Consider the following 26,560-nt stretch of genomic DNA (forward strand, 5'->3'; position numbering starts at 1 on the left):
GCCGCGGCACCGGTGGCAGGATGTCGGTGTGGGGATCTTCAGCCGGCGACGCCGTCCGACTCCACCACCACCCGGGGGCCAACGCGGGGTACCTCGAGGCCGACGACGGTGAGGTCTTCGGCCTGCACAACCTCGCGGCTGCTGCGGCCCGGGCACCGGAGAAGGAGTGGCCGCAGATGGTCGGGCACCCACCTCGACGCGCTGCTCGACAAGCCGGTGCCGGAGGGCCCACCGCACCCGCGGTCCGTCCTCGTGCGTCTGCACCGCCCCGACGAGATGCCGTCGCCACCCGAGTACCACCGTGCCGCGGACGGGTCGATGAGCGTCGTGATCCGCCGGGGCGAAGGGGGCATCGACGTGGTCGTCGAAGGCGCCTTCGCCCGGGCCTTCACCGATGCGGTGGAGGGCGACGAGGACTAATGGCTGGCCTGCGGGCGTTGCAGGGTGAGATCCTGAGGAGAACATGACAGAACCACTGCGCAGCGCCCACGACGGCGGCGACGACATCACCATCAACCCGACCATCGACCGGGTCCTCTCCCGACGCGCCCAGGCGCTCGCCGACGACGACGGCTTCGTCGACAGGAGCGACTACGACGGCGAGCAGCTCGACCGCGAGGAGCGCTCCGCCCTTCGCCGTGTCCAGGGCCTGTCCACCGAGCTCGAGGACATCACCGAGGTCGAGTACCGCCAGCTGCGGCTCGAGCGGGTCGTCCTCGCCGCGGTGTGGACCGACGGCCGGGTCGAGGACGCCGAAAACTCGCTGCGAGAGCTCGCCGCGCTCGCCGAGACGGCCGGCTCGGAGGTGCTGGCCGGTGTCCTCCAGCGCCGGCAGAACCCCGACCCGGGCACCTACCTCGGCTCGGGCAAGGCCCTCGAGCTGCGCGACATCGTCGTGGCGGAGGGGGCCGACACCGTCGTCTGCGACGACGAGCTCAGCCCGAGCCAGCGGCGCGCCCTCGAGGACGTCGTCAAGGTCAAGGTCATCGACCGCACGGCGCTGATCCTCGACATCTTCGCCCAGCACGCGACCTCGCGCGAGGGTCGCGCGCAGGTCGAGCTGGCCCAGCTGACCTATCTCCTGCCGCGTCTGCGCGGTTGGGGTGAGTCGATGTCCCGGCAGGCCGGCGGTCAGGCCGCCGGCGGTCAGGGCATGGGCTCGCGTGGCCCGGGTGAGACGAAGATCGAGCTGGACCGTCGCCGGATCAACTCGCGCATCGCCAAGCTCAAGCGCGACATCGCGGGGATGAAGACCCACCGCGACACGAGCCGCTCCTCCCGCCGGCACAACGGCACGCCGTCGGTCGTCATCGCCGGCTACACCAATGCCGGCAAGTCCACCCTGCTCAACCGGCTGACCCACGCGGGCGTGCTCGTCGACAACCAGCTCTTCGCGACCCTCGACACGACGGTGCGGCGCTCCGAGACCGCCGACGGGCGCGAGTTCACCCTCGCGGACACCGTCGGCTTCGTCCGCCACCTGCCCGAGCAGCTCGTCGAGGCCTTCCGCTCGACGCTCGAGGAGGTCGGCGACGCCGACCTGCTGCTGCACGTCGTCGACGGCTCGCACCCCGACCCCGAGGGGCAGATCTCCGCCGTCCGCAGCGTCCTCGCCGACGTCGACGCGACCGACGTCAAGGAGGTCGTCGTCATCAACAAGGCGGATGCGGCCGACCCCGAGGTCGTCGACCGGATCCTGCGCAACGAGCGCTACTCCGTCGCCGTCTCGGCGCGCACGGGCCAGGGCATCCCCGAGCTGCTCGACCTCGTCGCGGAGGAGCTGCCCCGACCGGACATCGACGTCGAGGTGCTCGTGCCGTATGCGCGCGGTGACCTCGTCAGCCGACTGCACGACGAGGCCGAGATCCTCGCCGAGGAGCACGTCGCCGAGGGCACCCACCTCCGGGCACGGGTGCACGGTGACCTCGCGGCCGAGCTCACCCCCTTCGCCGCCGCCGGCTGACCTCAGAGGGCGAGCAGCACGCCCAGCCCGATCATCGTCACGCCGATGACGGCGTCGAGGACGCGCCACGTCCGCGGGCTCGCCAGCGGTCGGGCCAGCGCCCGGGCGCCGAGGGCGAGGCCGGTGAACCACACCGTGCTGCCGACCACGGCGCCGCCGGCGAAGGCCCACCGCTCGTCCTCGAAGCCGTTGGCGATCGACCCGAGCATGAGGACGGTGTCGAGGTAGACGTGGGGGTTGAGGAAGGTGATCGCGAGGGTCGTCGCGACCACGGACCCCCTGGAGGCGGGTGCGGTCGCCCCGAGACCAGTGGGGCGGGTGGCGCGACGCAGGGCGAGCAGGCCGTAGCCGACGAGGTAGGCGGCGCCGACCCACGTGACGACGCGCACCAGCCCGGGGTGGCTGCTCACGAGCGCCCCGACCCCACCCGTGCCGAGGGCGATGAGCGTGGCGTCCGCGGCGATGCAGATCGCCACGACCGGCAGCAGGTGCTCACGACGGATGCCCTGGCGCAGGACGAAGGCATTTTGCGCACCGATGGCGACGATGAGCGTGAGGCCGGTGAGCAGACCGGCGAGGGCAGTGGTGAGCACGGGGCAACGCTAGGTGGACGTGGCGAGCAAGCCCAGCGAAAGATCCTTGGGGATCATTAGCATTGCTTCATGCAGCTCGATCAGCTGCGAGCGCTGCTCGCCGTCATCGACACCGGGACCTTCGACGCCGCCGCCGGCGTGCTCCACGTGACCCCCTCGGCGGTGAGCCAGCGGATCAAGGCGCTCGAGCGCGATGCCGGCCGGGTGCTCGTCCAGCGCACCGCCCCCTGCCGTGCTACGGCTGCGGGGGAGACGCTCGTGCGCACGGCCCGCCAGATGGTCCTGCTCGAGGACGAGGCGCGTGCCGCGCTGGGCGAAGGGAGTGACGCCCCCGTCGCGCTGCCGGTCGCGGTCAACGCCGACTCCCTCGCGACGTGGTTCGCGCCGGTGCTCGGGGCGGCCGCGGGCTGGGAGGGCACCCGGCTGCAGCTCGAGGTCGAGGACGAGGAGTACAGCGCTGACCACCTGCGTCGGGGTGGGGTGGTCGGGGCCGTGACGGCCAACCCCGTACCGGTGTCAGGCTGCCGCACCGAGCCGCTCGGCGCGATGCGGTACCTCCCGGTGGCCGCTCCGCAGCTGGCGGAGCGCTTCGCCCGGGGCCGCGGGTACGACTGGTCGGCGATGCCGGTGCTGCGCTTCAACGCCAAGGACGACCTGCAGCTCGGGGTGCTGCGCGACCTCGGGGTGGGTGCGCCGCCGCCGACCTCGCAGGTGCCCTCCTCCGAGGGCTTCGTCGCGGCGGTGCGGGCCGGGCTCGGCTGGGCGATGGTCCCCGAGGCCCAGCTCGAGGACGACCTCGACACCGGCCGCCTCGTGCTGCTGCGCCGCCGGGAGCACCGCGACGTGCCGCTGCACTGGCAGGTCTGGACCCTGGCCACCCCACGCATCGCGCGGCTCACCGACGCGGTGCACGACGCGGCCCGGAGGCTGCGTCCGGTGCGGGGGGCCGCAGGTCTTCCGGTTGTCGGTGCGCAGGCCTAGCGTCGGGCCATGGCATCGAAACTCAACCCGTACCTCAACTTCGACGGCAACGCCCGCGAGGCGATGGAGTTCTACCAGTCGGTGCTCGGCGGTGAGCTGCTCGTCCACACCTTCGGCGACAGCATGCCCGATGCCGGCGAGATCGCCGACCAGGTCATGCACGCCAGCCTCGTCACCGAGGCCGGCTACACGATCTTCGCCAGCGACACCCCGCCCGGGATGGCCCGCACCCTCGGCACCTCGGTGACGGTCAGCATCAGCGGTGACGACACCGAGCAGGTGCGCAGCTACTGGGCCGGGCTCACCGCCGGGGCCCAGATCGAGATGCCCCTCGAGATGCAGATGTGGGGCGACGAGTACGGCTCCTTCACCGACCGCTACGGCATCCCGTGGATGGTCAACATCAGCGGGAGCTGAGCACGTCCGAGCTCGTCGCGACGACGATCTGGGGCGCGTAGAGCCCCATGACCTGCAGCGCCGCGGCGTGGCTGTCCTCGCTGGAGCCGGCGCAGGCATCGGCGGCCACCACGACGGTGGCGCCAGCGTCAGCGGCGGGGAGCGCGGTGGAGATGACGCAGCAGTCGGTCGAGACGCCCGCCAGCACGAGGGTGGGCGTCTCGCCGGTCGTGCGGGTGATGCCCTCGCCCCACTTGCCGAAGGTCGACACGTCGACCGTGCCCCGGCTGCTCCAGCCGTTGGCCGGGGAGACGAGGTCGAAGAGCGGGTCGGTCGCCGGTCGGTCGGCGAAGGACCAGCGCTCGAAGTAGGGCCCCCACGAGCCCGGACGATCGGCGCCCGGCACCCACCGGGTCACCAGCGTGCGGTCCGCTCCGAAGCCCGAGCGCAGGCTCTTGATCGGGCCGAGCGCGTCGTCAAACATGGGCGACCCCCACTCGGAGCCGCGGTCGGCGAAGACCCGCTGGGGGTCGATGACGACGAGCCAGGCGTCGGAGAGGTCGGGCAGCTCGCTCATGCCTGCTCCTCCTGGCGGCGCACGGTGCCCCGGCGCGCGACCCAGGTGATGACGAAGGCGAGCACGAGGGCGACGATGACGCCGAGGTTGGCGTAGGACCAGTCGCCGGCCCAGTAGTTGCCCGCCGGGTCCTCGACGAGCTCGGTGCCCATGAAGGCCTTGAGCAGATAGCCCTGCCAGTTGTTCCACGTCGAGTCCGGCATGGCGTTGGTGACCAGTCCCCAGCCGATGACCGAGGTGAGCACCATCGTGCCGACGGAGGTCCAGTCGATCGACCCGTAGCGACCGCGGGCGTCGAAGAGGGCCTCCTCGTCGTAGTCACGGCGGCGCAGCGCGAGGTCGGAGAGGAAGATGCCGGCCCACGCCGCGAGCGGCACGCCGAGGGTGATGAGGAAGGACTGGAAGGGCCCGAGGAAGTTTTCGGCGAAGAAGACGACGTAGATCGTGCCGAGGGTAAGCAGCAGCCCGTCGAGACCGGCAGCCGCGGGGCGGGGGATGCGCACGCCGAGGCTGAGCAGCGTCAGGCCGGAGGAGTAGATGCCGAGCACGGCACCGGAGACGAGTGCGAGGACCGCCGCGACGCCGAAGATCACGAGGTACCAGGTCGGCAGGATCGTCGCGAGCGTGCCGACGGGGTCGGCGGCGATGCCGGCGCTCAGGGCCTCGTCCGAGCCGGCGAGGCCGATGCCGTAGGCGACGAGGAGGGCGGGGGCGAGGGCGCCGCCCAGGGTGTTCCACGCGACGATCGCGCCGGAGGGGGCCTGGCGGCTCTGGTAGCGCGACCAGTCGGCGGCGATGTTGATCCACCCGAGCCCGAAGCCGGTCATCACCATGATGAGGGCGCCGAGGACCTGCTGGGTCGAGCCACCTTCGAGCGCGGTGAGCGCCGACCAGTCGATGTGGCGCACGGTCAGGGCGAGGTAGAGCAGGGTCGCGATGCCGGTGAGCCAGGTGAGCACCGACTGCAGCCGCATGATCAGGTGGTAGCCCGCGACGGAGGCGGTGACGATGAGGGCCGCGACGACGAGCATCGCGACGACCTTGGTCGGCGTGCCGCCGCCCCAGCCGAGCTCGCGCATGACGGTCGCCGTGGCGAGCGTCGCCATGATCGCGAGGAAGGTCTCCCAGCCGATGGAGACCACCCACGAGACGACGCCGGGGAGCTTTTGCCCCTGCACGCCGAAGGCGGCCCGCGAGATGACCATGGTCGGTGCCGACCCGCGCTTGCCGGCGACGGCGACGAGCCCGCACAGCAGGAAGGAGACCACGATGCCGACGAGGGAGACGACGAGGGCCTGGAGGAAGGAGATGCCGAAGCCGAGGACGAAGCTGCCGTAGGAGATGCCGAAGACCGAGACGTTGGCGGCGAACCACGGCCAGAAGAGGTCAGCGGGTCGGGCGGTGCGATCCGCCTCGTCGATGATCTCGATACCGGTGGTCTCGACGCCCGCGCGGCGGACGGACTCGAGGGAGTCAGCGCTCATTCGGGCAGAATCGCACAGGTGGAGACCCTGAGGAGCCGGTGGCACGCCGATGTCACCGCACTGTGCCCGACCGCGCTGCCGGAGCGGGTCGCTGCCGAGGTCACCGACCTGCTCGACCGCTGGCTCAAGGACCACCGCTCGTACCACGACGCCGTCCACCTGGCAGAGGTCCTCGCGGCCCTCGACGAGCTGCACGAAGGGGGTGACCTCCCCGCCCTCGAACGGCGCCTCGCAGGGCTGGTTGCCTGGTACCACGACGCCGTGTACGACCCGGCGGCCCCGCCGGGGGCCAACGAGGAGGCGTCTGCGGTGCTCGCCGAGGAGCGGCTCACCGCGCTCGGCCTGCCGGCCGAGCGCGTGGCGCACGTGGCGACCCTGGTGCGCGACAGCGCGACCCACGAGATGAGCAGCACCGACGCGGCCGCCCGCGCCTTCCACGACGCCGACCTGTGGGTGCTCGCCGCGCCGACCGAGCGCTTCGACGCCTACTGCCACCAGGTGCGCCTCGAGTACGGCGACTACTCCGACGCGGACTACGCACGGGGGAGGGCGACGGTGCTCACCCCCTTCGTCGACCGGGAGCGGCTCTACCTCACCGACCACGCGCACCGGCGGTGGAGCGGTCGAGCCCGCGTCAACCTGCGACGCGAGCTCGACCGGCTCCGGTGTGGCCCGTGAGGGCCTCCGGTCAGGGCGTGTAGGCGGAGTTCTCCAGCGACAGGTAGTACTGGATGTTGTCGCCGACCACCGCTGCCCAGTCGACGGTGATGGTCAGCCGGGTGACGTTGCCGTCGGAGTCCATCCACGAGCACTTCTGCGTCTCGTCGGCGACGAGCGCGATGCCCCCCTGGCACGACAGGGTCACGTCGGAGGGGATCGTGCCCTCGGCGTGGTCCTCGACCTTCTGCGTCAGCGTGTTGACGTCGATCTTCTTCGAGGTGTCGGTGTTCGGCGTGGACCCGGCGGGAGGGGTGCTGGGCGCATCGCCCGAACCAAAGGTCGGGCTCGACGTGGAGCTGGCCGTCGTGCTCGGCGTGAAGGTCGGTGCGGACGTGGTGCTCTGGTCCGTGGGCTCGGAGGTCTGGCTCTGCTCCTGCGACGACTCGGTGACCGTCACGGTCGAGCCGCCGTCGCCGATACCGCCGCAGGCGGACAGGCCGAGGGCGGCGATCGCGACGAGCGCGCAGGATCGGGCGGTGGTCAGGTGCTTGCTCATGTGCTGGATGTCCCCTTGTGTCCGGTGCTCGATGAGTGGGTTGGTGCGCCACCCAGCGTAGGAGGCCGGTGGCGAGATCGCCTGACGAGCCGCGGAGGACCGGCGCGGGTCAACCTGCGTCGGGAGACCGCCCGGATCGCTCGGCCTGCGTGACCCGCAGCCCGCTGCGGATGAGGCGGCGGATCAGGTCGCTCCCCGCGACCGGCTGGGCGCCGGCGGCCACGACCTCGTCGTAGCGCTCGGCGGGCACGTCGTAGTGGTCCTCGTCGAAGAGGCGCCGTGGCAGGCGCACCCGCTCGGCGAAGTCGTGCAGCTCCGCCAGGGAGGTGTCCGACACGAGGTGGCTCCACGTGTGGCCCCAGCCGGGCCACGTGGGTGGGTCGACGAGGATCACAGCGGGTCGAGGATCCGCTGGAGGAAGGCCTGCGTGCGCGGCTGCTGCGGGTCGAGGATGACCCGCTCGGGGGGGCCCGTGCTCGACGACGAGCCCGCCGTCGATGAAGAGCACCTCGTCGGCGACCTCGCGCGCGAAGCGGATCTCGTGGGTGACGACGACCATCGTCCAGCCGGCCTCGGCGAGGTCGCGCATCACGGCGAGCACCTCGCCGACGGTCTCCGGGTCGAGGGCGGAGGTCGGCTCGTCGAAGAGCACGACCGCCGGCCGCTGGGCGAGGGCCCGGGCGATGCCGACGCGCTGCTGCTGGCCGCCGGAGAGCTGGTAGGGGTACTTGTCGGCGTGCTCCGACAGCCCGACCTGCTCGAGGAGCGTCCGGGCCCGCTCCCGCGCGGCCTCGGGGTCCTCGCCCTGGACGACGACCGGGCCCTCGGTGATGTTGTCGAGGGCGCTCTTGTGGGCGAAGAGGTTGTGGCCCTGGAAGACGAAGCCGCTCTGCGCCCCGAGCGCCTCGACCTGCGCACGCTGTCCCCGGGGGAGGCTGCCGCGCCGGCTCGGGGTGAGCTCGGCGAAGTCGACGCTCGCGCCGCCGATGGTGATGACGCCGGAGTCGGGCCGCTCGAGCCCGCCGAGCGCCCGCAGCAGCGTCGTCTTGCCCGAGCCCGAGGGGCCGAGGACGACGCTCACCTCGCCGGTGCCGACCTCGAAGGAGATGTCCTGCAGGACCTCTTTGTCACCGAAGCTCTTGCGCACGTGCTGCACGGTGACGGCGGGGGTGCCTGCCTCAGGCTGCGACATAGCGGCTGAACCTCTCCTCGGCACGGTCCTGGACGAGCGAGAGGACCGTGCAGATGATCCAGTAGTAGAGCGCGGCCAGGCCGAACATCGGCATGTACTGGAAGGTCGGGGCGGCCGCGAAGCGGGCCGCCTGGGTCAGCTCGACGACGAGGATGATCGACGTGAGCGAGGTGTCCTTGAGCAGCGAGATCAGCGTGTTGGACAACGGCGGGATCGCCGTGCGGGCCGCCTGCGGCAGGATGATCCTGCGTAGTGCGGTCGTGCGGCTCATGCCGATGGTCTGCGCGGCCTCCCACTGGCCGCGGGGGATCGACTCGATCGCCGAGCGGATGATCTCGGCCGCGTAGCCACCGACGTTGAGCGAGAGGGCGATGACCGCCGCGACGAAGGGCGGGAAGTCCACCCCGATCTCCGGCAGTGCGTAGAAGATGAGGAAGAGCTGCACGAGCAGCGGTGTGCCGCGGATGACCGAGATGTAGGCGCGCGCGAGACCGCGGGGGAGCGCCGACGTCGACATCCGACCGATGGCCGTGACGAGGGCGAGCGCGAGCCCGACGACGAAGGAGATCGCGGTCAGCGGGATGGTGACGGCGATGGCCTTCCACGCCATGGGCCAGGCATTGGTCTTGACGAGGTCCCAGGAGCTCGGGGTGGCGTTGTCGGCGCTGAAGTACTTGTCGTAGATCTGCTGGGTGGTGCCGTCCGCCTCCATCTCGGCCAAGGCCTTGTTGATCTCCGGCATGTAGCCGGAGCCCTTCTTGGCGGCGAAGACGGACTGCGCCTTGTCATCGGTCTCGGCGACGACCTTGACCCCGGGGTCGGGGGCGGTCGCGATGTAGTTGCGCACCGCGAGCTTGTCGTTGACGATCGCGTCGACGCGGCCCTCCTTGAGGCTGGCCATCGCCTCGTTCATGCCGTCGACGCCGACGACGTCGGCGCCGTGCTCCTCGGCCACCTCGGCCCAGCTGCTCGTGATGTTTTCCGCGGCCTTCTTGCCCTTGAGGTCCGAGAGCTGCGTGATGCCCTCCGGGTTGTCCTCGGCGACGACGAGCACGCCGGCGGTGTCGACGTAGGGGTCGGAGAGGTCGTAGAGCTTCTCGCGCTCCGGGTTGACGTTGACCTGGTTGGCGACGATGTCGAATCGTCCGGCGCCCAGCGCGGCAAACATTGAGTCCCACGGGGTGCCGACGAACTCGACCTCGACACCGAGCCGCTCGCCGACCGCCTTGATCACCTCGACGTCGAAGCCGGTGAAGTCGTCGCCCTGCTTGACGGAGAAGGGGGCGTACACCCCTTCGGTCCCGACGCGCAGGGGGTTGGGCACCTTGCTCGCCGTGGTGTCGGAGCGCTCGGTCGGTGCTGCGGACGCCGACGGTGGGGCGAGGAGTGCCGGGCCGAGCGCGAGGGCCAGGGCCAGGAGGAGTTGCGCGAGGCGCCGGGGGAGGGTGATCATCAGGCGTCAGGATATGCCCGCGGTCACAGCCGGCGCAGGGCGGTCGCGAGCACGACGGCCTCGCCGACCCGGTCGGAGGCGTCGAGGTCGACCGTGGCCTCGATGACCCAGTCGCCGTCGCCCTCGGGGTCGGCGAGCGTCTGGCGGACCTCCCACAGCCGCACGTCCGGGGCCTCGTCCGGGTCGAGTCCCGGGGCGGGGCCGCTCGTCTCCTCGACGTGCAGGTGGTGCGGGCCCCGGGCGTCCTGATCGGTGCCGATCCGGTCGTGCTCCTCCCAGTAGTCGCCGAGGGCGACGTCCCAGTCGTCGTACCGCATGACGGGGGAGCGGTCGTCGTCGGCGAGCTCGGCCGCGGCCTGCTCGATGGCAGCGAGGGCGGTCAGGTCGTCGCGCGCGGCCCGCTCGACCCGCTGCCACAGGGCGCCGCGGACCATGGTGCGGAAGGGGCCGGTGCGCGCGGTGAGCGGGCGCGGCGGGGCGGCGGCCTCCCGCCCTTCGGCGAGCCGGGCGGCCGCGTCGGGGTCGGAGAGAGCCTCCCACTCGTCGAGCAGCGACGAGTCGGTCTGGCGGACCGTCTCGCCGAGCCACTCGACGATCTGGGCCAGCTCGGGCGAGGAGTAGCTCTCGGGCACGGTGCGGGTCAGCGTGCGGTAGGCGTCGGTGAGGTAGCGCAGGACGAGTCCTTCGCGGGGGGCGAGGGTGAAGCGGCGCACGAAGTCGGCGAAGGACATGCCCTCCTCCCACATGAGGCGCACGACGGACTTCGGGACGAGGGCCTCCTCCGGCAGCCACGGGTGGGTCTGCCGGTAGGTCTCGAAGGCGGCGGTCAGCTCCTCGGCGAGCGGCCGCGGCCAGGTGATCTCGTCGAGCAGCCGCATCCGCTCCTCGTACTCGATGCCGTCCGCCTTCATCTCGGCGACCGCCTCGCCGCGAGCGGCGTGCTGCTGCGCCATGAGGATCGCGAAGGGCGCCTCGAGGACCGCCTCGATCGTCGAGACGACGTCGAGGGCGTGGGTCGGGGAGTCGGGGTCGAGCAGGTCGAGCGCTGCCAGCGCGAAGGGGGCGAGCGGCTGGTTGAGCGCGAAGTCCGGGGGCAGGTCGAGGGTGAGCGCCACGGTGCGGCCGGTCGGGTCCGGCGCGGGCAGCCGCTCGAGCACCCCGGAGTCGAGCAGGCTGCGCCCCAGACGGATGGCCCGTCGGGCGAGGCGAGCCCTCCCCTTCGCGTCCTCGTGGTTGTCGCGGGTGAGGCGCGAGAGGGCCGCCACCGGGTCACCCGGCCGGGCGACGACGTTGAGGATCATGGAATTGTCGACCTTCATGCGCGAGCGCAGGGTCTCGGGGGTGGCCGTCGTCAGCTTGGTGAAGGTCTCCTCGGTCCACACGACGAAGCCCTCCGGCGGCTTCTTGCGCTGGACCTTCTTGCGCTTCTTCTCGTCGTCGCCCGCCTTGAGCAGCGCACGGTGGTTGTCGATGACGTGCTCGGGGGCCTGGACGACGACGTAGCCCTCGGTGTCGTAGCCGGCGCGGCCGGCCCGGCCGGCGATCTGGAGGAACTCGCGGACCCGGAGCACGCGGTGGCGGGAGCCGTCGAACTTCGTCAGCGAGGTGAAGAGCACCGTGCGGATCGGGACGTTGATGCCGACACCGAGGGTGTCGGTGCCGCAGATGACCTTGAGCAGGCCGGCCTGGGCGAGCTGCTCGACGAGCCGGCGGTAGCGCGGCAGCATGCCGGCGTGGTGCACGCCGACGCCGCGGCGCAGCATCGCGCCGAGGGTGCGACCGAAGCCCGCGGAGAAGCGGAAGCCGGCGAGCCGGTCGGCGATGGCCTGCTTCTCGTCCGCGTCGAGGAGCTTGAGCGTCTGCAGCAGGCGGGCGTGCTCGGCGGCATTGGCCTGCGTCTGGTGGACGACGTAGACCGGCGCGCGGCGCCACTCGATGATCTCCTCGATCGTCTCCTGGATCGGGGTGAGCGCCCACGAGAAGGTGAGCGGCACTGGGCGCTCGGCGTCCGCGACGACGACGACGTCACGGCCGGTCCGCTCGGCGAGGTCGGTCTCGATGGCCCGGGTGTCGCCGAGGGTCGCCGACATGAGGAGCATCTGCGCCTGGGGCAGCTCGAGCAGGGGGACCTGCCAGGCCCAGCCACGCTCCGGCTCGGAGTAGTAGTGGAACTCGTCCATGACGACGAGACCGACGTCGGCCTCGTTCCCTTCGCGCAGGGCGAGGTTGGCGAGGACCTCGGCGGTGCACACGATGACGGGCGCGTCGGCGTTGACCGAGGCGTCGCCGGTGAGCATCCCGACGTTGTCGGCACCGAAGATCGCGCAGAGGTCGAAGAACTTCTCCGACACGAGCGCCTTGATCGGCGCGGTGTAGAAGGCGACCTCGTCCTTGGCCATCGCGTGGGCGATGGCGCCGGTCGCCACGAGCGACTTGCCGGAGCCGGTGGGGGTGGCGAGCACGACGTGGTCGTCGCCCAGGAGCGCGAGGAGCGCCTCCTCCTGATGGGGGTAGAGCGGGGTGCCCCGCTCCTGCGCCCACCGGGTGAACCGCTCGAAGAGGTCGTCGGGTCCCGTGCCGACGGGTACGTGCAGCGGTTCACTCATCTGGCCATCGTCCCAGCGCGCCGATCCGGGTGTCACCATGGGTCCCGTGACTGCACCACGATCGATCACCACCGATGACCTCTCGCTGCAGCCGCCCGTCGACGACGACGCGCAGCTCGTGGCCGAGCTGATGGACGTGCCCGTCTCCGCGGAGCGACCCGCGCAGATCGTGCGGGGCTGGCGCGAGCACTGGGACGAGCACGGTTACGGAGCCTGGATCGTGCAGGACGGCGTCGGCGCTCGGGTGGGCTTCGTCGGGCTGCGTGCCCACGCCGACTTCATCCGGGTGACGATCCGCGTCGTCGAGGGCGAAGGGAGCGACACCCTCGCCGGGCGGGCGCTGCGGCTCGTCGTCGCGTACTGCCTCGAGTGGCTGCCGGACCTGCCGCTGCGGCTGCGGGTCGCCCCCGAGGACATCTCGACCCGCTTCGTCGCGGAGGCCGCGGGCATGGTGCACGTGCCCGAGCTCGACCACACCGTCGACGGCGACGCGTGGGAGGTCCTCGAGCTGCCCTACGTGCGGATCGCCGACAAGGTCCCCGCACGGGCGCGCGAGGCGATGCTGCGGATGTGGGTCGAGGTCAACGACGCCGGTGGCGCCGTGGGCTTCGCGCCCGGTGCGAGCGAAGGGGAGGTCGCCCGCGTCCTCGACGGGTACATCGCGCGCCTCGGCGACGGCGGGGTGCGGTGCGTCGCGCTGAACTCGCCGCTCGGTGACCTGCTCGGCTTCGGCTTCGTCGTCCGGCCCACCGGCGCGACGGTGGCCCACACCGCCAACCTCGAGCGGATCATGACCGACCCCGGCCGTCGGGGGACCAACCACGGCGCACTCCTCATGGCGGGGCTGCACCGCGCGGCCCGCGAGGCGGGGGTCGAGCTCGTGACGCTCGACTACCGCGGCGGGACCGGGCTCGGGGAGTTCTACACCCGCTACGGCTACACGGAGGTCGGCCGGGTGCCCGGAGGCGTCCGGGTGGCCCCCGGCGACGACCGTGACGGCGTCATCATGGCGCGCTCGTTGTGACCCACCTCGAGCCCTTCGGGTACAAGACCGCCTGGCTGGCGGTCCTCGACCGCTCGCAGGCGCAGGTGGCCGAGGCCCTCGGCCTGACCGGCGGGCGCAACGTCTCGGGTGGCGAGGCCGCCGAGGCCTTCGACGAGGTCGGCCTGCTCCCGCCGGTGCCCGGGGTGGACGGTCGGTGGACCCTGGCGGTCAGCTCCGATCTCGCGGACATCTCGGCCACCCGGCTCGCCTCGCTGTCGGCGCTGCTCGGCACCCGTGTCCAGGCCTTCGCGAGCCACCGGGTCGTCGAGGCCCACCGGTGGCTCCTGGCGGACCGCGGGCGACTGCTGCGCCATGTCGAGGTCGTGGGCGAGAGCGGTGAGCTCGTCTGGGCCGGGGTGTCCACTCCCACCGAGACCGGTCTCGGGCTCCCCGTGCTCGAGGAGATCACCGACGAGGAGGCGCGATTCCAGGTCGTCCTCGACGTCAACGAGGAGACCGTCATGGCGGTCGCGCGCGGCTGGAGCATCGACCCGACGACCCTCAGCGGCGAGGTCCCGGGGCACGCGCTCCTCTTCGACGACGTCGACGAGGGCCCACCCCCGCCTGCGCAGGTCGAGGCGCCCTCGCGCACCCCCTGGCTGTGGTCGAAGCTGGTGCGGCGCAGGACCTAGCATTCGGGCCATGACCCAGACCGATCACGACAGCGCGAGCAGACCCCCCTTCGGCCTGGGGTGGCGAGTCCACGGCGACGGCCGCGGGGTCCGGCCCGGCGAGGTCGTCCTCCCCGGCGAGCGGCTCTCGTGGCCGCGGACGATCGGTCTGGGCGCCCAGCACGTCGTCGCGATGTTCGGCGCGACCTTCCTCGTGCCGCTCATCACCGGCCTCCCGCCGGCGACGACCCTCTTCTTCAGCGGCATCGGCACGATGCTCTTCCTGCTCATCACGGCCGGGCGGGTCCCGAGCTACCTCGGCAGCTCCTTCGCCTTCATCGCCCCGCTCGCCGCGGCGTCGAAGAGCCACGACATGCCCACCGCCCTCGGCGGCGTCGTCATGGCCGGCCTCGCCCTCGCGCTCGTCGGGGTCGTCGTGCAGCTCGCCGGCGACCGGTGGCTGCGGGCCCTCATGCCCCCGATCGTCACCGGCGCGATCGTCGCGCTCATCGGGCTCAACCTCGCGCCGACCGCGAAGGAGAAGTTCGTCCTCTCGCCGGTGACCGCCCTCGTGACGGTCGTCGTCATCCTCCTCGTCACCGTCGCGACGCGAACCCTCTTCTCCCGCATCGCGATCCTTGTCGGTGTCGCCGCCGGCTACGTCACCGCGCTGCTGCGCGACGAGGTCGCCTTCACCAAGGTCGAGGCCGCCGACTGGGTGGGCCTGCCGACCTTCACCGCGCCGCACATCGACCTCGCGGTGGCCGGCCTCTTCGTCCCCGTCGTCCTCGTGCTCGTCGCGGAAAATGTCGGGCACATCCGCTCGGTCGCCTCGATGACGGGGGAGGACCTCGACCCCGTCGCCGGGCGGGCGCTCATCGCCGACGGGCTCGCGACGACCCTCGCGGGTGCCGGCGGTGGATCGGGCACGACGACCTACGCGGAAAACATCGGCGTCATGGCCGCGACCCGCGTGTACTCGACCGCCGCCTACTGGGTCGCCGCGGCCGTCGCCCTGCTGCTGTCCTTCTCGCCGAAGTTCGGCGAGGCGATCGCCACCGTCCCGCAGGGTGTGCTCGGCGGGGCGGGCGTCGTCCTCTACGGGATGATCGGGCTGCTCGGCGCGAAGATCTGGGTCGAGGCCGGGGTCGACTTCGGCAACCCGATCAACCTCATGACCGCCGCCGTGGCCCTGATCATCGGCATCGCCGACTTCACGTGGAATGTCGGCGACCTGCAGTTCGCGGGCATCGCGCTCGGGACGGTCGCCGCCCTCGTCGGCTTCCACGTCATGCGAGGGGTCAACCTCCTGACCCGCGCGGTGCCGGACCCGCTCGAGCCGCTCGACGGATGAAGATCTCCTCATCCAGCCCTCACCTGCGGGTCATGCCCCGTCCGTAGGGTCCACTGCCATGGGGACAGGACGACTGATCGGCCGGGACGGCCTGCTGCTCGTGGCACTGCTGTGCGTGCCGCTGCTCGTGCTGTTCGGCTTCCGGGTCGCGGCAGCGCCCTCCGACCCGCCGCCGGTGCAGGAGCGGCCGCTGCAGCTGACGAGCGAGACCAGCGAGCCGAGCGGTACGTCGACGACGAGGTCGTCCTCGAGCTCGTCGACGACGTCGAAGAGCAGCTCGGCGACGACGTCGAAGACCTCCTCGTCGTCGAAGAGCTCGACCTCGGCCCCCCGCCGCACCACCCCGCCGGCGTCCACACCGCGCCCGACGTGGACCCCGCCTCCGCCGACGCTGACCACCCGCACCCAGGCACCGGTGCCCTCGTACGACGATGACGACGATGACGACGATGATGACGACGACGACGATGACGACGATGACGACGACTGATGCGCGCTGAGCGCCGCCGCCGTCCCCGGCTGGCGAGGGACACGATCGTCGGCTGGATGCTGCTCGTGCTCTTCGTCAGCCTGCTGAGCGTCGTCATCATCGTGCGCGAGAGCCTGCACCTGTCGGTCACCGAGCGGGCCAATGCCGATGTCTCGCAGGAGATCGAGGAGTTTCGCACCTTCACCCAGGAGGGCGTCGACCCCGAGACCTCCAAGCCCTTCACCTCGGCCGAGCGCCTCCTCACCGTCTACCTCACCCGGCAGCGCCCGGGGGAGGGCGAGGTCATCGTCGGCTACGTCGGGCAGTCGGGCGTCGTCACGACCTCGCCGGGGCCACGGACCCCCGACGTCGCGGAGTACGACCTGACCCGCGACCCGGAGCTCATCGCCGCGGCCGAGCGCTCCACCTCGGGCACGACGGACACCGCGGCCGGCGAGATGCGCTGGGCCCGCACGGTCGTCGACGTCCCCGGCGGCGACGACGCGATGCTGCTCGTCGCCGTCTTCACCGACGAGGCCCGCGCCGAGGCGGACGGCACCGTGCGCACCCTCGGCCTCGTCTCCTTCGTCGCCCTCCTCCTGGCCGGCGTCGTCTCGTGGCTCGTCGCCGGGCGGCTGCTGCGCCCGGTGCGCCTCGTCCACGAGGCCGCCGAGGAGATCACCGAGCAGGACCTCACCCGTCGCATCGACGTCGGCGACGACGACGTGTCCGGGCTGGCGGCGACCTTCAACCGGATGCTCGACCGGCTCGAGGAGGCCTTCCGGGCCGAGCAGCGCTTCGTCGACGACGCCGGCCACGAGCTGCGGACGCCGATCACGGTGATCCGCGGGCACCTGGAGCTCATGGACGACGACCCGCAGTCGCGTGCGGCGACGATGCGCATCGTCACCCAGGAGCTCGACCGGATGAGCCGGATCGTCACCGACCTGCTGGCGCTCGCCAAGGCCGACCGGCCCGACTTCATCCGCCCGACGGCCGATGTCGACCTGTCGGTGCTCACGGTCTCGCTCGACGCGAAGATCTCGGCCCTGGCCGAGCGGCGCTGGCAGGTCAGCCGGGTCGCCGAGGGCACCGCCCGTCTCGACGCCGAGCGGGTCACCCAGGCCGTGCTCCAGCTGGCGCAAAACGCGGTGCAGCACACCGTCGAGGGCGACGCGATCATCCTCGGCTCGCAGGTCGACGACGACACCGAGCTCGGGCGCGTGCTGCGGGTCTCGATCACCGACACCGGTCCGGGGGTGCCGGAGGGCGAGCGGGAGCGGATCTTCCAGCGCTTCGCCCACGGTGAGCCCCCGGACGGGCGCCGGCACAGCGGGGCCGGCCTCGGGCTGGCCATCGTGCGCGCCATCGCGGAGGGCCACGGCGGGCGCGTGGACGTCGGGGGTCACCCCGGCGAGGGAGCCGTCTTCACCCTCGTGCTCCCCGTGGACGACGAGACCGGACGCACCGGTCCGGACGAGCAGGAGGCACCATGAGCAGCATCCTCATCGCCGAGGACCACGCGGAGATCTCGAGCTTCATCGACAAGGGGCTGCGGGCCAACGGCCACCGCACGACGATCACCGCCGACGGTCGGCAGGCCTGGGCTCTCGCGGGCACGGGCGCTTTCGACCTGCTGATCCTCGACGTCGGCCTGCCCGGGCTCGACGGCTTCGAGGTGCTGCGGCGACTGCGCGGTGACGGTGTCGACGTCCCCGTCATCATCCTCACCGCCCGTGACGGCGTCGACGACACCGTCGCCGGGCTCGAGGGCGGGGCCAACGACTACATGACCAAGCCCTTCCAGTTCGCCGAGCTGCTCGCCCGCGTGCGACTGCGACTGCGCGAAGGGGGGCGCCGCCCCCGCCGACGACTCCGCCCTGACCGTCGGTGACCTCAGCCTCGACGTCCGTCGCCGCACCGCGCGGGTGGCCGACCGCGAGGTCGAGCTGACGGCGCGGGAGTTCGCGCTGCTCGAGGCCTTCGTCGAGCACCCCGAGCAGGTGCTCTCGCGCGAGCAGCTGCTCGGCATGGTCTGGGACATGGACTTCGACCCGGGGTCCAACGTCGTCGACGTCTTCGTCCGCTCCCTGCGGTCGAAGATCGGGTCCGAGCGGATCGTCACGGTGCGCGGCGTGGGCTACCGGCTCAGGGGATGAGCCCCTCCTCGCGCGCCCGGGCCACGGCCGCGGTGCGCGAGTCGACGTCGAGCTTGGTGAAGACGTGCACGAGGTGCGTCTTGACCGTCGCCTCGGAGATGACGAGTGTCCGGGCGATCTCGCGGTTGCTCAGGCCCCGGGCGACCGCCGCGACGATCTCCACTTCGCGGGCGGACAGCTCGGGTCGCGGGCGTGACATGCGGGCGACCACCCGCTGCGCGAGCGCAGGTGCCAGCACCGTCTCGCCCCCGGCCGCCCGGACGACGGCCTCGACGATGTCGGCCGGTGCGGCGTCCTTGAGCAGGTACCCCGAGGCGCCCGCCTCGACGGCGCGGACGATGTCGCGGTCGGTATCGTAGGTCGTCAGCACAAGGACCTCCGGGGCACCGCGACCTGACCGCAGGGCCCGCGTCAGACCCACCCCGTCCAGGCCATCGCCGAGCCGCAGGTCGGTGACGACGACGTCCGGGTCCTCTCGCGCGGCCACCTCGAGGCCGCCCTCGCCATCGGCAGCCTCACCGACGACGGTGATCCGGTCGTCCTGGCCGAGCAGGGCGACGATGCCCACGCGGGTCACCGGGTGGTCCTCGACGACGACGCGCACGCTCACGAGCCCTCCCCCCCGACGCGTCGGCAGGGGCGCCCACGCGGAGACCGCGGTGCCCTCGCCGGGCGTGGACTCGACGGCCAGGCCGCCGCCGACCTCTCGCAGGCGGGCCCGGGTGGCGCGCAGGCCGTAGCCCCCTTCGCCGGAGGGGGCGGCGCCCGATGCCCACCACGCGTCGGTGTCGAAGCCTCGGCCGTCGTCGACCACGTCGACCCGCACGGTGTCATCGGTGGCGTCGAGGGTGACGACGACCCGCCTGGCCCGGGCGTGGGTGCGGACATTGGCCAGGGCTCCCTGGACGCAGCGCAGCAGGGTCACCTCCGTCGTCGTCGGCAGCGGGGGGAGCTGGCCGATGACGTCGACCTGGGCGTCGACCCCCGACTCCGTGCCGAAGCGATCGGTGACGCTACGGACGGCGCCGGCGAGACTCCCTTCGTCGAGGTCGGCGGGCGCGAGCGCGGCGACGACCCGCCGCGACTCCTCGAGCCCGCGGGTGGCACCGTCCTCCAGGTGGGCGAGCAGCTCACGCACCCGCTGCGGGTCCTCCTCCGTGCGGGCCGCGCGGGCGAGCAGGACGATCGACGAAAATCCCTGCGCGATGCCGTCGTGGATGTCGCGGGAGAGGCGGGTGCGCTCGCTGCTCGCGCCTTCGGCGCGCTGGACGCGGGCCAGCTCGTCGGTGAGCGCCGCGCTCTCCTCCTGCGCCGCGTAGAGCGAGGCGATGAGGCGCTGCCGTTCGATGCCGTCGCGCACGAGGGCCTGCTGCGCCTTGGCGACACCCAGGGCCACGACCATGCCGATGCACGGGCCGATCATCGCCGCGTACGACGCCTCACCCGTGTGCCGCACCGGCTCGAGGGCGACGACCACGAGGACGGCGAGCGAGATGAGCACCGCGGGCAGCAGCGGCAGGACGTGCCCGGCGAGCAGCCAGAGGGGGAAGGCCAGCCAGACGTTTTCCGGCGAGACGAGCACGAGCAGGCCCCACAGGACCACGAGCCCGACGAACCACGCCGTGCCACCGCGGCCGGCCCGCGCCAGACGCGGTCCGACGGCGTACCACGCGACGAAGGCCGCGAGCGTCGCGAGCTCGGCGACGGGATGGGCGCCGTCGGCGATCGATCGGCCACCGCACACGAGCACGAGCACGGCGAGCAGCGTGTGCTGACCCAGGCGCAGCCAGCGGCCGGTGCCCGTCGGGTCGGTGCTCGTCGTCACGACCGCGACGCTACCCGGCTGGGCCACCAGAAGCGGTCCCCGACGAGCGCGGTCGCCGCCGGCACGACGACGGTCCGCACGAGCAGCGTGTCGAGCAGCACGCCCAGCCCGACGACCAGGCCGAGCTGCCCGAGGACGACGAGCGGCAGCACCCCGAGCGCGGCGAAGACCGCGGCGAGGACGATGCCGGCGCTCGTGATGACCGCACCGGTGCGGGCGACCGCGCGGGTGACCCCGTCACGGGTGCCGTGCTCGACGGCCTCGGCCCGGGCCCGGTGCACGAGGAAGATCGTGTAGTCGATGCCCAGCGCGACGAGGAAGAGGAAGGCCACGAGCGGCACCTGCACGTCGAGCGCCGGGTGGCCGAGCAGGTGCTCGTCGAGCCAGGCGCCGAGGCCGAGCGCGGCGAGAGCGCTCGACGCGTTGAGGGCGAGCAGCACGAGCGGGCCGACGAGCGCCCGCAGCAGGACCACGAGGACCCCGAGGCTCACGAGCAGGACGAGGGGCACGACGGTGGCGAGGTCGGCCTCGGCTGCCGAGCGGGCGTCGAGCAGCTCGGCGGAGCCGCCCCCGACGAGGGCGTCGGCGCCGGGCACGGCGTGCGCGCTCTCCCGCACGTGCTCGGCGAGGTCGAGGCTGGCCGGCGTACCCGGTGCCGGTTCACCGATGACAGTGAGCCGGGCCAGCCCCTGCCCGTCCGTGCCCGCCGGCGCGACCGCGGTCACGCCCGTCACCTGCTGGAGGGTGCTCGTGAGGCGGGTGGCGCTCCCTTCGTCCGTCGTCACGACGAAGGGAGCGGCCGACCCGGCCGGGAAGTGCTCGGCGACGACCTGGAGCCCGGCCGCCGACTCGGAGGCGGTGCGGAAGGAGTCGGCCTGGCTCAGCCCGACGCGGGCGCCGAGCAGGCCGGAGGCGAGCGCCGCGAGCACGACCAGGCCGACGCCGAGGTGCAGCGCGGGCCGGGCGACGACCCGACGGGCGACCCGGGCCCAGACACCTGCGTGCGCGAGGTCGTCGCCGGGGTGGGGGACGAAGGGCCGGAAAACGCGACGGCCGACGAGGGCCAGGGCCGCGGGCAGGAGCAGGACGACCGCGGCGAGGGCGACGAGCAGGCCGACGGCAGAGGCGAGCCCGAGCCCGCGGGTGCCGGGCACGGCCGCGAGGAGGAGGGTCGCCAGGGAGAGGACGACGGTGACATTGCTCGCGACGATCGCCGGGACCGTCGCCCGCCATGCTGCGGCCAGCGCCGTGCGGTGGTCGTCGTGCTCGTGCAGCTCCTCGCGGTAGCGCGAGATGAGCAGCAGGGCGTAGTTGGCGCCGGCGCCGAAGACGAGGACCGACACGATGCCGGCGTCGAAGGGGAGGCCGCTCGCCTCACCGACGGCGGCCGCCACGGTCCCGGCGAGCTGGTCGGCGACGCCGACGACGAGCAGCGGCACGAGCCACAGGACGGGGGAGCGGTAGGTGAGCAGGAGCAGCAGCGCGACGACCCCGATGGTCACGGCGAGCAGCGTGAAGTCCGCCCCGTCGAAGGAGGAGGCGATGTCGGCGCCGATCGCGGGGCCGCCGGTGACCTGCACGGTCAGGTCGGCCGGTGCGTGGTCGGCCACGTCGGCCCGCAGGTCGGTGATGGTCTGGACCTGCGTCGCGCTGTCGTCGCTCGTGGCGACGGGCACGGTCACCGTCGCCGCCAGCCCGTCATCGCTCACCTGCACGTGGGCGCGCTCGCCGGCCCCGAGCTCGTGGGCCAGCTGCGCCAGGCCCCGCTCGTCGGCCGTCGACAGGCTGCCGCCGTCCCCCTTCGTCGCCACGAGGAGGACGGGCGCGGTGTTGCTGCCGGGGAAGCCCTCGAGCTGCTCCGCCACCACCGCCGACTCCGCCGATTCCGGGTACGCCGCGCCCCCCGCGGCGGCGCCTGCGCCGACCCCAGGAGGACCGACGCCTGCCCCACGACGACGACGGCGAGCACGAGCACGAGGGCAGATCCCCGCCGCCCGAGGATGCGCTGGACGAAGGGGGAGCGGGTGGCTGTGGGCGAGGGCTGGGAAGGTGCAGGGCGCAGGTCTGGCGTCATGCCATCCAGTCCACCGCCGAAGGGGGTCCCGCCACATCGCGCGGGAGGTTGGTCCTGCGATCAACCTTTCGATGGACCCCGGCGACACCACCGAGCGGACGGCAGGGGAGGTCGGCGCCGGCCCGCTCCCGACGAAGAAGGCCGGCGCGCTGCCGAAGTCCCTCCTTGTCGTGTGGGCACGTTGTCGTTCTCGACTTCGACTTGACGCTGCGCCGACCTCCTTCGTCGTCCGCTGGCTGTGGATCGCCCGCCGTGCTCGTCGGTGAGGGCGCATAAGGTGGGGTCGTGTCATCGTCCGTGGAGTCCCTGCTCGCTGCTGCCGTCGGGGGAGTGGGTGGGTCGACCCGGCCGGGGCAGGTCGAGATGGCCAAGGCCGTGGCCCACGCCATCGACGCCGAGGAGCACCTGCTCGTCCAGGCCGGCACCGGCACCGGCAAGTCGCTGGCCTACCTCGTCCCGGCCGTCGAGCACGCCCAGCGGGTCGGCAAGCCGGCCGTCGTCGCGACGGCGACGCTCGCCCTCCAGGGGCAGATCGTCGACCGCGACATGCCCCGCCTCGCCGATGCCCTGACACCGCACCTGCGCCGGCGCCCGACCTACGCGATCGTCAAGGGCCGGCGTAACTACGTGTGCAAGCACAAGACCGAAGGCGGCTTCCCCGACGACGAGGACGGGCTCTTCGACGTCGGTGAGGCCGACGCCCAGGCCGGGTGGCTGGGCAAGGAGGTCGTCCGCGTCCGCGAGTGGGCTGAGGAGACCGAGTCCGGCGACCGCGACGAGCTCGTCCCGGGCGTCTCCGAGAAGGCGTGGCGCCAGGTCTCCGTCTCCGCGCAGGAGTGCCTGGGCTCGAAGTGCCCGATGGTCACCGAGTGCTTCGTCGAGCGCTCGCGCGAGGCCGCCAAGGACGTCGACGTCATCGTCACCAACCACTCCTTCATGGCCATCGACGCCTTCGAGGGGCGCCCGATGCTGCCCGACCACGACGTGCTCGTCATCGACGAGGCGCACGAGCTCGTCGACCGGGTCACCTCGACGGTCACCGACGAGCTGGCGCCCGGTGGCGTGCGCGCGGCGGCCAAGCGGGCGCGCAAGTACGCCGAGTCCTCCGACGCCCTCGACGACATCGCCTCCGACCTCGAGGCGGTCCTCGAGGAGGCGCCGGAGGGACGGCTGGCCACCGGCATCCCCGACGCGCTCGCCAGCGTCCTCGGGCGCTGCCGCGACGTCAGCCGCAACCTGCTCACGGAGATGAAGCCGCCGAAGGGGGAGCAGGTCGACGGCACCCGTCAGGTCGCCCTCGCGGCGGTCGACGAGGTCCACGAGACGGCCGGCCGGATGCTCGAGGAGCACGAGCTCGACGTCATCTGGGTCAGCCGCGACCTGCGTCGCGGGCCGCTGCTGCGGGTGGCGCCGATGAGCGTGGCGATGCGGATGCGCGAGCGGATCTTCGGCACGGGCGCCACCGACGACGACGAGGGCGTGCGCGACCGCACGGTCGTGCTCACCTCGGCGACCCTCGAGCTCGGCGGGACCTTCGACGCGGTCGCGGGCACCCTCGGTCTGCGGGGGCCGGGAGCACCGGAGTGGACCGGGCTCGACGTGGGGTCCCCCTTCGACTACCAGCAGCAGGGCATCGCCTACGTCGCCGAGCACCTGCCGGCCCCCGGCCGGGACGGGCTGGCGCCGCAGACCCTCGACGAGATCGAGGCGCTCGTGCGGGCCGCCGGTGGGCGCACGCTCGGGCTCTTCTCGTCGATGCGCGCGGCCAAGGAGGCCTCCGAGGCGATGCGCGAGCGGCTCGACGAGTCCTTCACCGTGCTCTGCCAGGGCGAGGACATGATCGGCACGCTGGTGCGGGACTTCGCACGTGACCCGCGCACGATCCTCTTCGGGACGCTCACCCTGTGGCAGGGCGTCGACGTGCCCGGCAGCAGCTGCCAGCTCGTCATCATCGACCGCATCCCCTTCCCCCGGCCCGACGACCCGCTGAGCTCGGCGCGCACGCAGGAGATCGCGCGGCGCGGCGGCAACGGCTTCATGGCGGTCTCGGCGACGCACGCCGCCCTGCGCCTGGCGCAGGGTGCCGGCCGGCTCGTCCGGCGCGGTGACGACCGGGGCGTCGTCGCCTTCCTCGACCACCGGATGATCAAGGCGCGCTACGCGGGCTTCCTCCAGCGCTCGCTGCCGCCCTTCTGGCCGACGACCGACCGCCAGCTCGTCCTCGGCGCGCTGACCCGCCTCGACCAGATCGCGCCGCCGCCGCTACCCGTGGCCGAGCCGGGCAAGCGGAGCATGACCGGCACGGTCGCCGACCCCGGTCCCGCCGCTGGTGCGCGGACCGCGGTCGTGCAGGGCGAAGGGTGGTCCGTCCAGGACGACGACGAGCTGCGCGACGGCGTCGACCTCGGGCTGCCCCTCGAGGAGCTGGCCGCATCCCTCGACCGGGAGGAGTCCGCGGTCGCGGCCCGCGCGCAGGCGCTCGGTCTGCGTGTCCCCACCCGCGGATAGCCTGTCGACATGCAGACCTCACGCCTGGGCCGCTCCGGACTCGCCGTCTCCGTCGTCGGGCTGGGGTGCAACAACCTCGGTCGCGCCGGCACCGTGACCGCGACGCAGGAGGGCACCGACGCCGTCGTGCACGCGGCGCTCGACGCGGGCATCACCCTCTTCGATGTCGCCGACGTCTACGGTGCCGAGGCCGGGCTGTCCGAGACGATGCTCGGGCGGGCCCTGGGCTCGCGGCGCGACGAGGTCGTCCTCGCGACGAAGTTCGGCATGGACGTCGGTGGCATCGGGGGTGGGGACTTCGGGGCGCGGGGGTCGCGGCGCTACGTCACGCGGGCGGTCGAGGCCTCGCTGCAGCGGCTGGGCACCGACCACATCGACCTGTACCAGTTCCACACCCCCGACCCGGCGACGCCGATCGAGGAGACGCTCGATGCGCTCGACGACCTCGTGCGGGCGGGCAAGGTGCGCTACATCGGCCACTCCAACTTCGCCGGGTGGCAGATCGCCGATGCCGAGCACGTGGCTCGGGCCCGGGGCGGCAGCCGCTTCGTCTCGAGCCAGAACCACTACAACCTCCTCGACCGGCGGGCCGAGCTCGAGGTGACGCCGGCGGCCGAGGCCTTCGGCCTGGGGGTGCTGCCGTACTTCCCGCTGGCCAACGGTCTGCTCACGGGCAAGTACTCGCAGGGCACCGCGCCCGAGGGCAGCCGGCTGACGCACGCCCGCCAGCACCTGCTCGAGCAGATCGACCTCGACCAGCTGCGGGCCTTCGGTGACTTCGCGCGCGAGCGCGACCTCACCGAGCTGCAGGTCGCCTTCTCGTGGCTCGCCTCCCGCCCGGCGGTGAGCAGCGTCATCGCGGGCGCGACCCGGCCCGAGCAGGTCGTCGCCAATGCCGCGGCGGCCGACTGGGTGCCGACCGCCGAGGACGAGGCCGCGCTCGACGAGATCTTCCCGCGGGTGCCCAAGGTGGCACTGTTTTGAGCACCCCGTCGCTCGTGCTCGTCCAGGGGCCCGAGGCGGTCCTCGCCGACCGGGCGCTGGAGCAGGTCGTCGCCGACGTGCGGGTGACCTCGCCAGAGGTCGAGGTCGTCACCCTCCGGGCGGAGGGCTACGAGGAGGGCGAGCTGGGTGTCCACGCCAGCCCCTCCCTCTTCGGCGAGGACAAGCTGATCATCGTGCGCGACCTGCACCAGGCCCCCGACGCCCTGCAGCTCGACCTGCTCGGCTACCTCGCCGACCCGGCCGACGACGTGACCCTCGTCGTCACCCACGCCTCGGGCAACAAGGGCAAGAAGGTGCTCGACACGCTCAAGAAGGCCAAGGCCCTCGTGCTCGAGGCGCCGGCGATCAAGAGCGACCGCGACAAGGCCGACTTCGTGACCAACGAGTTTCGCCGGGCCCGGCGCAAGGCGGATGCCGGCGCGGTCCAGGCGCTCGTCGAGGCGGTGGGCAAGGACGTGCGTGAGCTGGCCTCGGCCTGCCAGCAGCTCGTCGACGACACCACCGGCGTCATCGACGCCGAGGTCGTCGAGCGCTACCACGGCGGCCGGGTCGAGGCCACCGGCTTCAAGGTCGCCGACGCCGCCGTCGCCGGGCAGACCGGTGAGGCCCTGCGCCTGCTGCGGCACGCGGTCAACGTCGGCGTCGACCCGGTGCCGATCGTCGCGGTGCTCGCGCAGCAGCTGCGCCAGCTGGCCAAGGTCGGGGGGAGCGGGCCGAGGCCGCAGCGCCGACCTCGCCAGGGACCTCGGCATGGCGCCCTGGCAGGTCGACAAGGCTCGCCGTTCGCTGCAGGGCTGGACCGGTGAGGGCCTGGGTCGCAGCATCCAGGCCGTCGCCGCCGCCGACTTCGAGGTCAAGGGCGGTGGCCGCGACCCGGTCTACGCCGTCGAGCGGGCGATCCTCGTCATCGCGGCCAAGGGCGTCACGGGGTAGCTGGCGGGTTTGGCTGGGGCCGCTGGCCGCTGCTAGATTTGCTCCTCGCGTGCGCGCATGGTCGTGCGCGCAACGCAGCACCACCCAGGGTGTCTCTCCCACGGTGTCCCCACGCC

Annotated in this window: 26 protein-coding genes and 2 pseudogenes; 17 read left to right on the forward strand and 11 right to left on the reverse strand. The window is 72.6% G+C overall.

What is annotated here, in order from left to right; translation table 11 throughout:
• Nucleotides 1-108: 108 nt before the first annotated feature.
• Entirely contained in the window at nt 109-420 is a 312-nt protein-coding gene (locus B277_RS05940) for a hypothetical protein (protein WP_156811745.1), read from the forward strand.
• A 43-nt stretch (nt 421-463) separates the two neighbouring features.
• Nucleotides 464-1,963, forward strand: coding sequence for a GTPase HflX (hflX, locus tag B277_RS05945; protein ID WP_007926222.1), 1,500 nt, complete (start codon nt 464-466; stop codon nt 1,961-1,963).
• Between the two features lie 2 nt (nt 1,964-1,965).
• Here the strand turns inward: hflX and B277_RS05950 are convergent, their stop codons facing one another.
• Nucleotides 1,966-2,556 carry a LysE/ArgO family amino acid transporter gene (locus B277_RS05950; protein ID WP_007926223.1) on the reverse strand — a complete coding sequence of 197 codons (591 nt, stop codon included), beginning with the start codon at nt 2,554-2,556 and terminating at the stop codon, nt 1,966-1,968.
• Between the two features lie 69 nt (nt 2,557-2,625).
• Between B277_RS05950 and B277_RS05955 the strand changes: the two genes are divergently transcribed.
• Nucleotides 2,626-3,537 (forward strand): LysR family transcriptional regulator ArgP, encoded by a 912-nt coding sequence (locus B277_RS05955; protein ID WP_007926224.1) that lies wholly within the window; start codon nt 2,626-2,628, stop codon nt 3,535-3,537.
• Between the two features lie 9 nt (nt 3,538-3,546).
• Nucleotides 3,547-3,954 (forward strand): VOC family protein, encoded by a 408-nt coding sequence (locus B277_RS05960; protein ID WP_007926225.1) that lies wholly within the window; start codon nt 3,547-3,549, stop codon nt 3,952-3,954.
• On the opposite strand, the gene B277_RS05965 is transcribed toward B277_RS05960, so the two are convergent.
• Together B277_RS05965 and B277_RS05970 are read right to left on the reverse strand one after the other, a co-directional pair.
• On the reverse strand, nt 3,941-4,510 hold the full coding sequence (locus tag B277_RS05965; protein WP_007926226.1) for a cysteine hydrolase family protein: 570 nt from the start codon (nt 4,508-4,510) through the stop codon (nt 3,941-3,943). The two genes, B277_RS05960 and B277_RS05965, sit on opposite strands and share 14 nt — an antisense overlap.
• Nucleotides 4,507-5,994, reverse strand: coding sequence for a purine-cytosine permease family protein (locus B277_RS05970; protein WP_007926227.1), 1,488 nt, complete (start codon nt 5,992-5,994; stop codon nt 4,507-4,509). Before B277_RS05970 ends, B277_RS05965 begins: the two co-directional genes overlap by 4 nt.
• 18 nt (nt 5,995-6,012) lie before the next feature.
• Between B277_RS05970 and B277_RS05975 the strand changes: the two genes are divergently transcribed.
• Nucleotides 6,013-6,672: an HD domain-containing protein gene (locus B277_RS05975; protein WP_007926228.1), complete on the forward strand. Its 660-nt coding sequence runs from the start codon at nt 6,013-6,015 to the stop codon at nt 6,670-6,672.
• A gap of 10 nt (nt 6,673-6,682) precedes the next feature.
• On the opposite strand, the gene B277_RS05980 is transcribed toward B277_RS05975, so the two are convergent.
• The 6 genes and pseudogenes from B277_RS05980 to B277_RS06000 form a co-directional block, all read right to left on the reverse strand.
• Nucleotides 6,683-7,210, reverse strand: coding sequence for a hypothetical protein (locus B277_RS05980; protein ID WP_007926229.1), 528 nt, complete (start codon nt 7,208-7,210; stop codon nt 6,683-6,685).
• A gap of 109 nt (nt 7,211-7,319) precedes the next feature.
• Nucleotides 7,320-7,604 carry a DUF4031 domain-containing protein gene (locus B277_RS18360; RefSeq protein WP_040880909.1) on the reverse strand — a complete coding sequence of 95 codons (285 nt, stop codon included), beginning with the start codon at nt 7,602-7,604 and terminating at the stop codon, nt 7,320-7,322.
• Nucleotides 7,601-8,402: pseudogene (locus tag B277_RS05990) on the reverse strand (amino acid ABC transporter ATP-binding protein). The gene B277_RS18360 and the pseudogene B277_RS05990 overlap by 4 nt, the downstream one beginning before the upstream one ends.
• Nucleotides 8,389-9,012, reverse strand: coding sequence for an amino acid ABC transporter permease (locus tag B277_RS18945; protein ID WP_238148020.1), 624 nt, complete (start codon nt 9,010-9,012; stop codon nt 8,389-8,391). The pseudogene B277_RS05990 and the gene B277_RS18945 overlap by 14 nt, the downstream one beginning before the upstream one ends.
• Before the next feature lie 66 nt (nt 9,013-9,078).
• Nucleotides 9,079-9,855, reverse strand: a pseudogene (locus B277_RS18950) (transporter substrate-binding domain-containing protein); the annotation flags it as partial.
• Between the two features lie 23 nt (nt 9,856-9,878).
• The gene (locus B277_RS06000) at nt 9,879-12,461 is read right to left on the reverse strand and encodes a DEAD/DEAH box helicase (protein WP_007926233.1); all 2,583 of its coding nucleotides are present in this window, start codon (nt 12,459-12,461) and stop codon (nt 9,879-9,881) included.
• Between the two features lie 46 nt (nt 12,462-12,507).
• Here B277_RS06000 and B277_RS15905 point away from each other — a divergent pair, with 46 nt between their 5' ends.
• Genes B277_RS15905 through B277_RS20270 form a run of 7 tightly spaced genes read left to right on the forward strand, consistent with a single transcriptional unit; the run spans nt 12,508 to nt 18,099 of the window.
• Nucleotides 12,508-13,485: a GNAT family N-acetyltransferase gene (locus B277_RS15905; protein WP_007926234.1), complete on the forward strand. Its 978-nt coding sequence runs from the start codon at nt 12,508-12,510 to the stop codon at nt 13,483-13,485.
• The gene (locus tag B277_RS06010) at nt 13,482-14,138 is read left to right on the forward strand and encodes a hypothetical protein (protein WP_051987907.1); all 657 of its coding nucleotides are present in this window, start codon (nt 13,482-13,484) and stop codon (nt 14,136-14,138) included. Before B277_RS15905 ends, B277_RS06010 begins: the two co-directional genes overlap by 4 nt.
• Nucleotides 14,139-14,148: 10 nt before the next feature.
• A complete protein-coding gene (locus B277_RS06015; RefSeq protein WP_007926243.1) occupies nt 14,149-15,471 on the forward strand; it encodes a uracil-xanthine permease family protein in 1,323 nt (440 codons plus the stop codon).
• A gap of 58 nt (nt 15,472-15,529) precedes the next feature.
• On the forward strand, nt 15,530-15,961 hold the full coding sequence (locus B277_RS17385; protein ID WP_156811746.1) for a hypothetical protein: 432 nt from the start codon (nt 15,530-15,532) through the stop codon (nt 15,959-15,961).
• Nucleotides 15,961-17,436, forward strand: a complete 1,476-nt coding sequence (locus B277_RS06025) for a sensor histidine kinase (protein WP_007926249.1) — start codon at nt 15,961-15,963, stop codon at nt 17,434-17,436. Before B277_RS17385 ends, B277_RS06025 begins: the two co-directional genes overlap by 1 nt.
• Nucleotides 17,433-17,834, forward strand: a complete 402-nt coding sequence (locus tag B277_RS20265; RefSeq protein WP_007926251.1) for a response regulator transcription factor — start codon at nt 17,433-17,435, stop codon at nt 17,832-17,834. The genes B277_RS06025 and B277_RS20265 overlap by 4 nt, the downstream gene beginning before the upstream one ends.
• Before the next feature lie 34 nt (nt 17,835-17,868).
• Nucleotides 17,869-18,099 carry a winged helix-turn-helix domain-containing protein gene (locus B277_RS20270; protein ID WP_007926257.1) on the forward strand — a complete coding sequence of 77 codons (231 nt, stop codon included), beginning with the start codon at nt 17,869-17,871 and terminating at the stop codon, nt 18,097-18,099.
• On the opposite strand, the gene B277_RS19790 is transcribed toward B277_RS20270, so the two are convergent.
• Together B277_RS19790 and B277_RS06040 are read right to left on the reverse strand one after the other, a co-directional pair.
• Nucleotides 18,089-19,924, reverse strand: a complete 1,836-nt coding sequence (locus B277_RS19790; RefSeq protein ID WP_338009735.1) for a response regulator — start codon at nt 19,922-19,924, stop codon at nt 18,089-18,091. The genes B277_RS20270 and B277_RS19790 overlap by 11 nt on opposite strands.
• On the reverse strand, nt 19,921-21,792 hold the full coding sequence (locus B277_RS06040) for an MMPL family transporter (protein ID WP_202948416.1): 1,872 nt from the start codon (nt 21,790-21,792) through the stop codon (nt 19,921-19,923). Before B277_RS06040 ends, B277_RS19790 begins: the two co-directional genes overlap by 4 nt.
• Nucleotides 21,793-22,069: 277 nt before the next feature.
• Here B277_RS06040 and B277_RS17390 point away from each other — a divergent pair, with 277 nt between their 5' ends.
• The 5 genes from B277_RS17390 to B277_RS19795 are packed head-to-tail and all read left to right on the forward strand — an operon-like array spanning nt 22,070 to nt 26,444.
• Nucleotides 22,070-22,264 carry a hypothetical protein gene (locus B277_RS17390; RefSeq protein WP_156811747.1) on the forward strand — a complete coding sequence of 65 codons (195 nt, stop codon included), beginning with the start codon at nt 22,070-22,072 and terminating at the stop codon, nt 22,262-22,264.
• 19 nt (nt 22,265-22,283) lie between these two features.
• Nucleotides 22,284-24,506, forward strand: a complete 2,223-nt coding sequence (locus B277_RS06045) for an ATP-dependent DNA helicase (RefSeq protein WP_040880911.1) — start codon at nt 22,284-22,286, stop codon at nt 24,504-24,506.
• 9 nt (nt 24,507-24,515) lie between these two features.
• Nucleotides 24,516-25,490 (forward strand): aldo/keto reductase, encoded by a 975-nt coding sequence (locus B277_RS06050; RefSeq protein ID WP_007926263.1) that lies wholly within the window; start codon nt 24,516-24,518, stop codon nt 25,488-25,490.
• Nucleotides 25,487-26,317, forward strand: coding sequence for a DNA polymerase III subunit delta (gene holA / locus B277_RS06055; protein ID WP_007926264.1), 831 nt, complete (start codon nt 25,487-25,489; stop codon nt 26,315-26,317). The genes B277_RS06050 and holA overlap by 4 nt, the downstream gene beginning before the upstream one ends.
• On the forward strand, nt 26,262-26,444 hold the full coding sequence (locus B277_RS19795; RefSeq protein WP_007926265.1) for a hypothetical protein: 183 nt from the start codon (nt 26,262-26,264) through the stop codon (nt 26,442-26,444). The genes holA and B277_RS19795 overlap by 56 nt, the downstream gene beginning before the upstream one ends.
• The last annotated feature ends 116 nt before the right edge of the window (nt 26,445-26,560 follow it).

The sequence above is a fragment of the Janibacter hoylei PVAS-1 genome (genome assembly GCF_000297495.1).
GTDB lineage: Bacteria > Actinomycetota > Actinomycetes > Actinomycetales > Dermatophilaceae > Janibacter > Janibacter hoylei.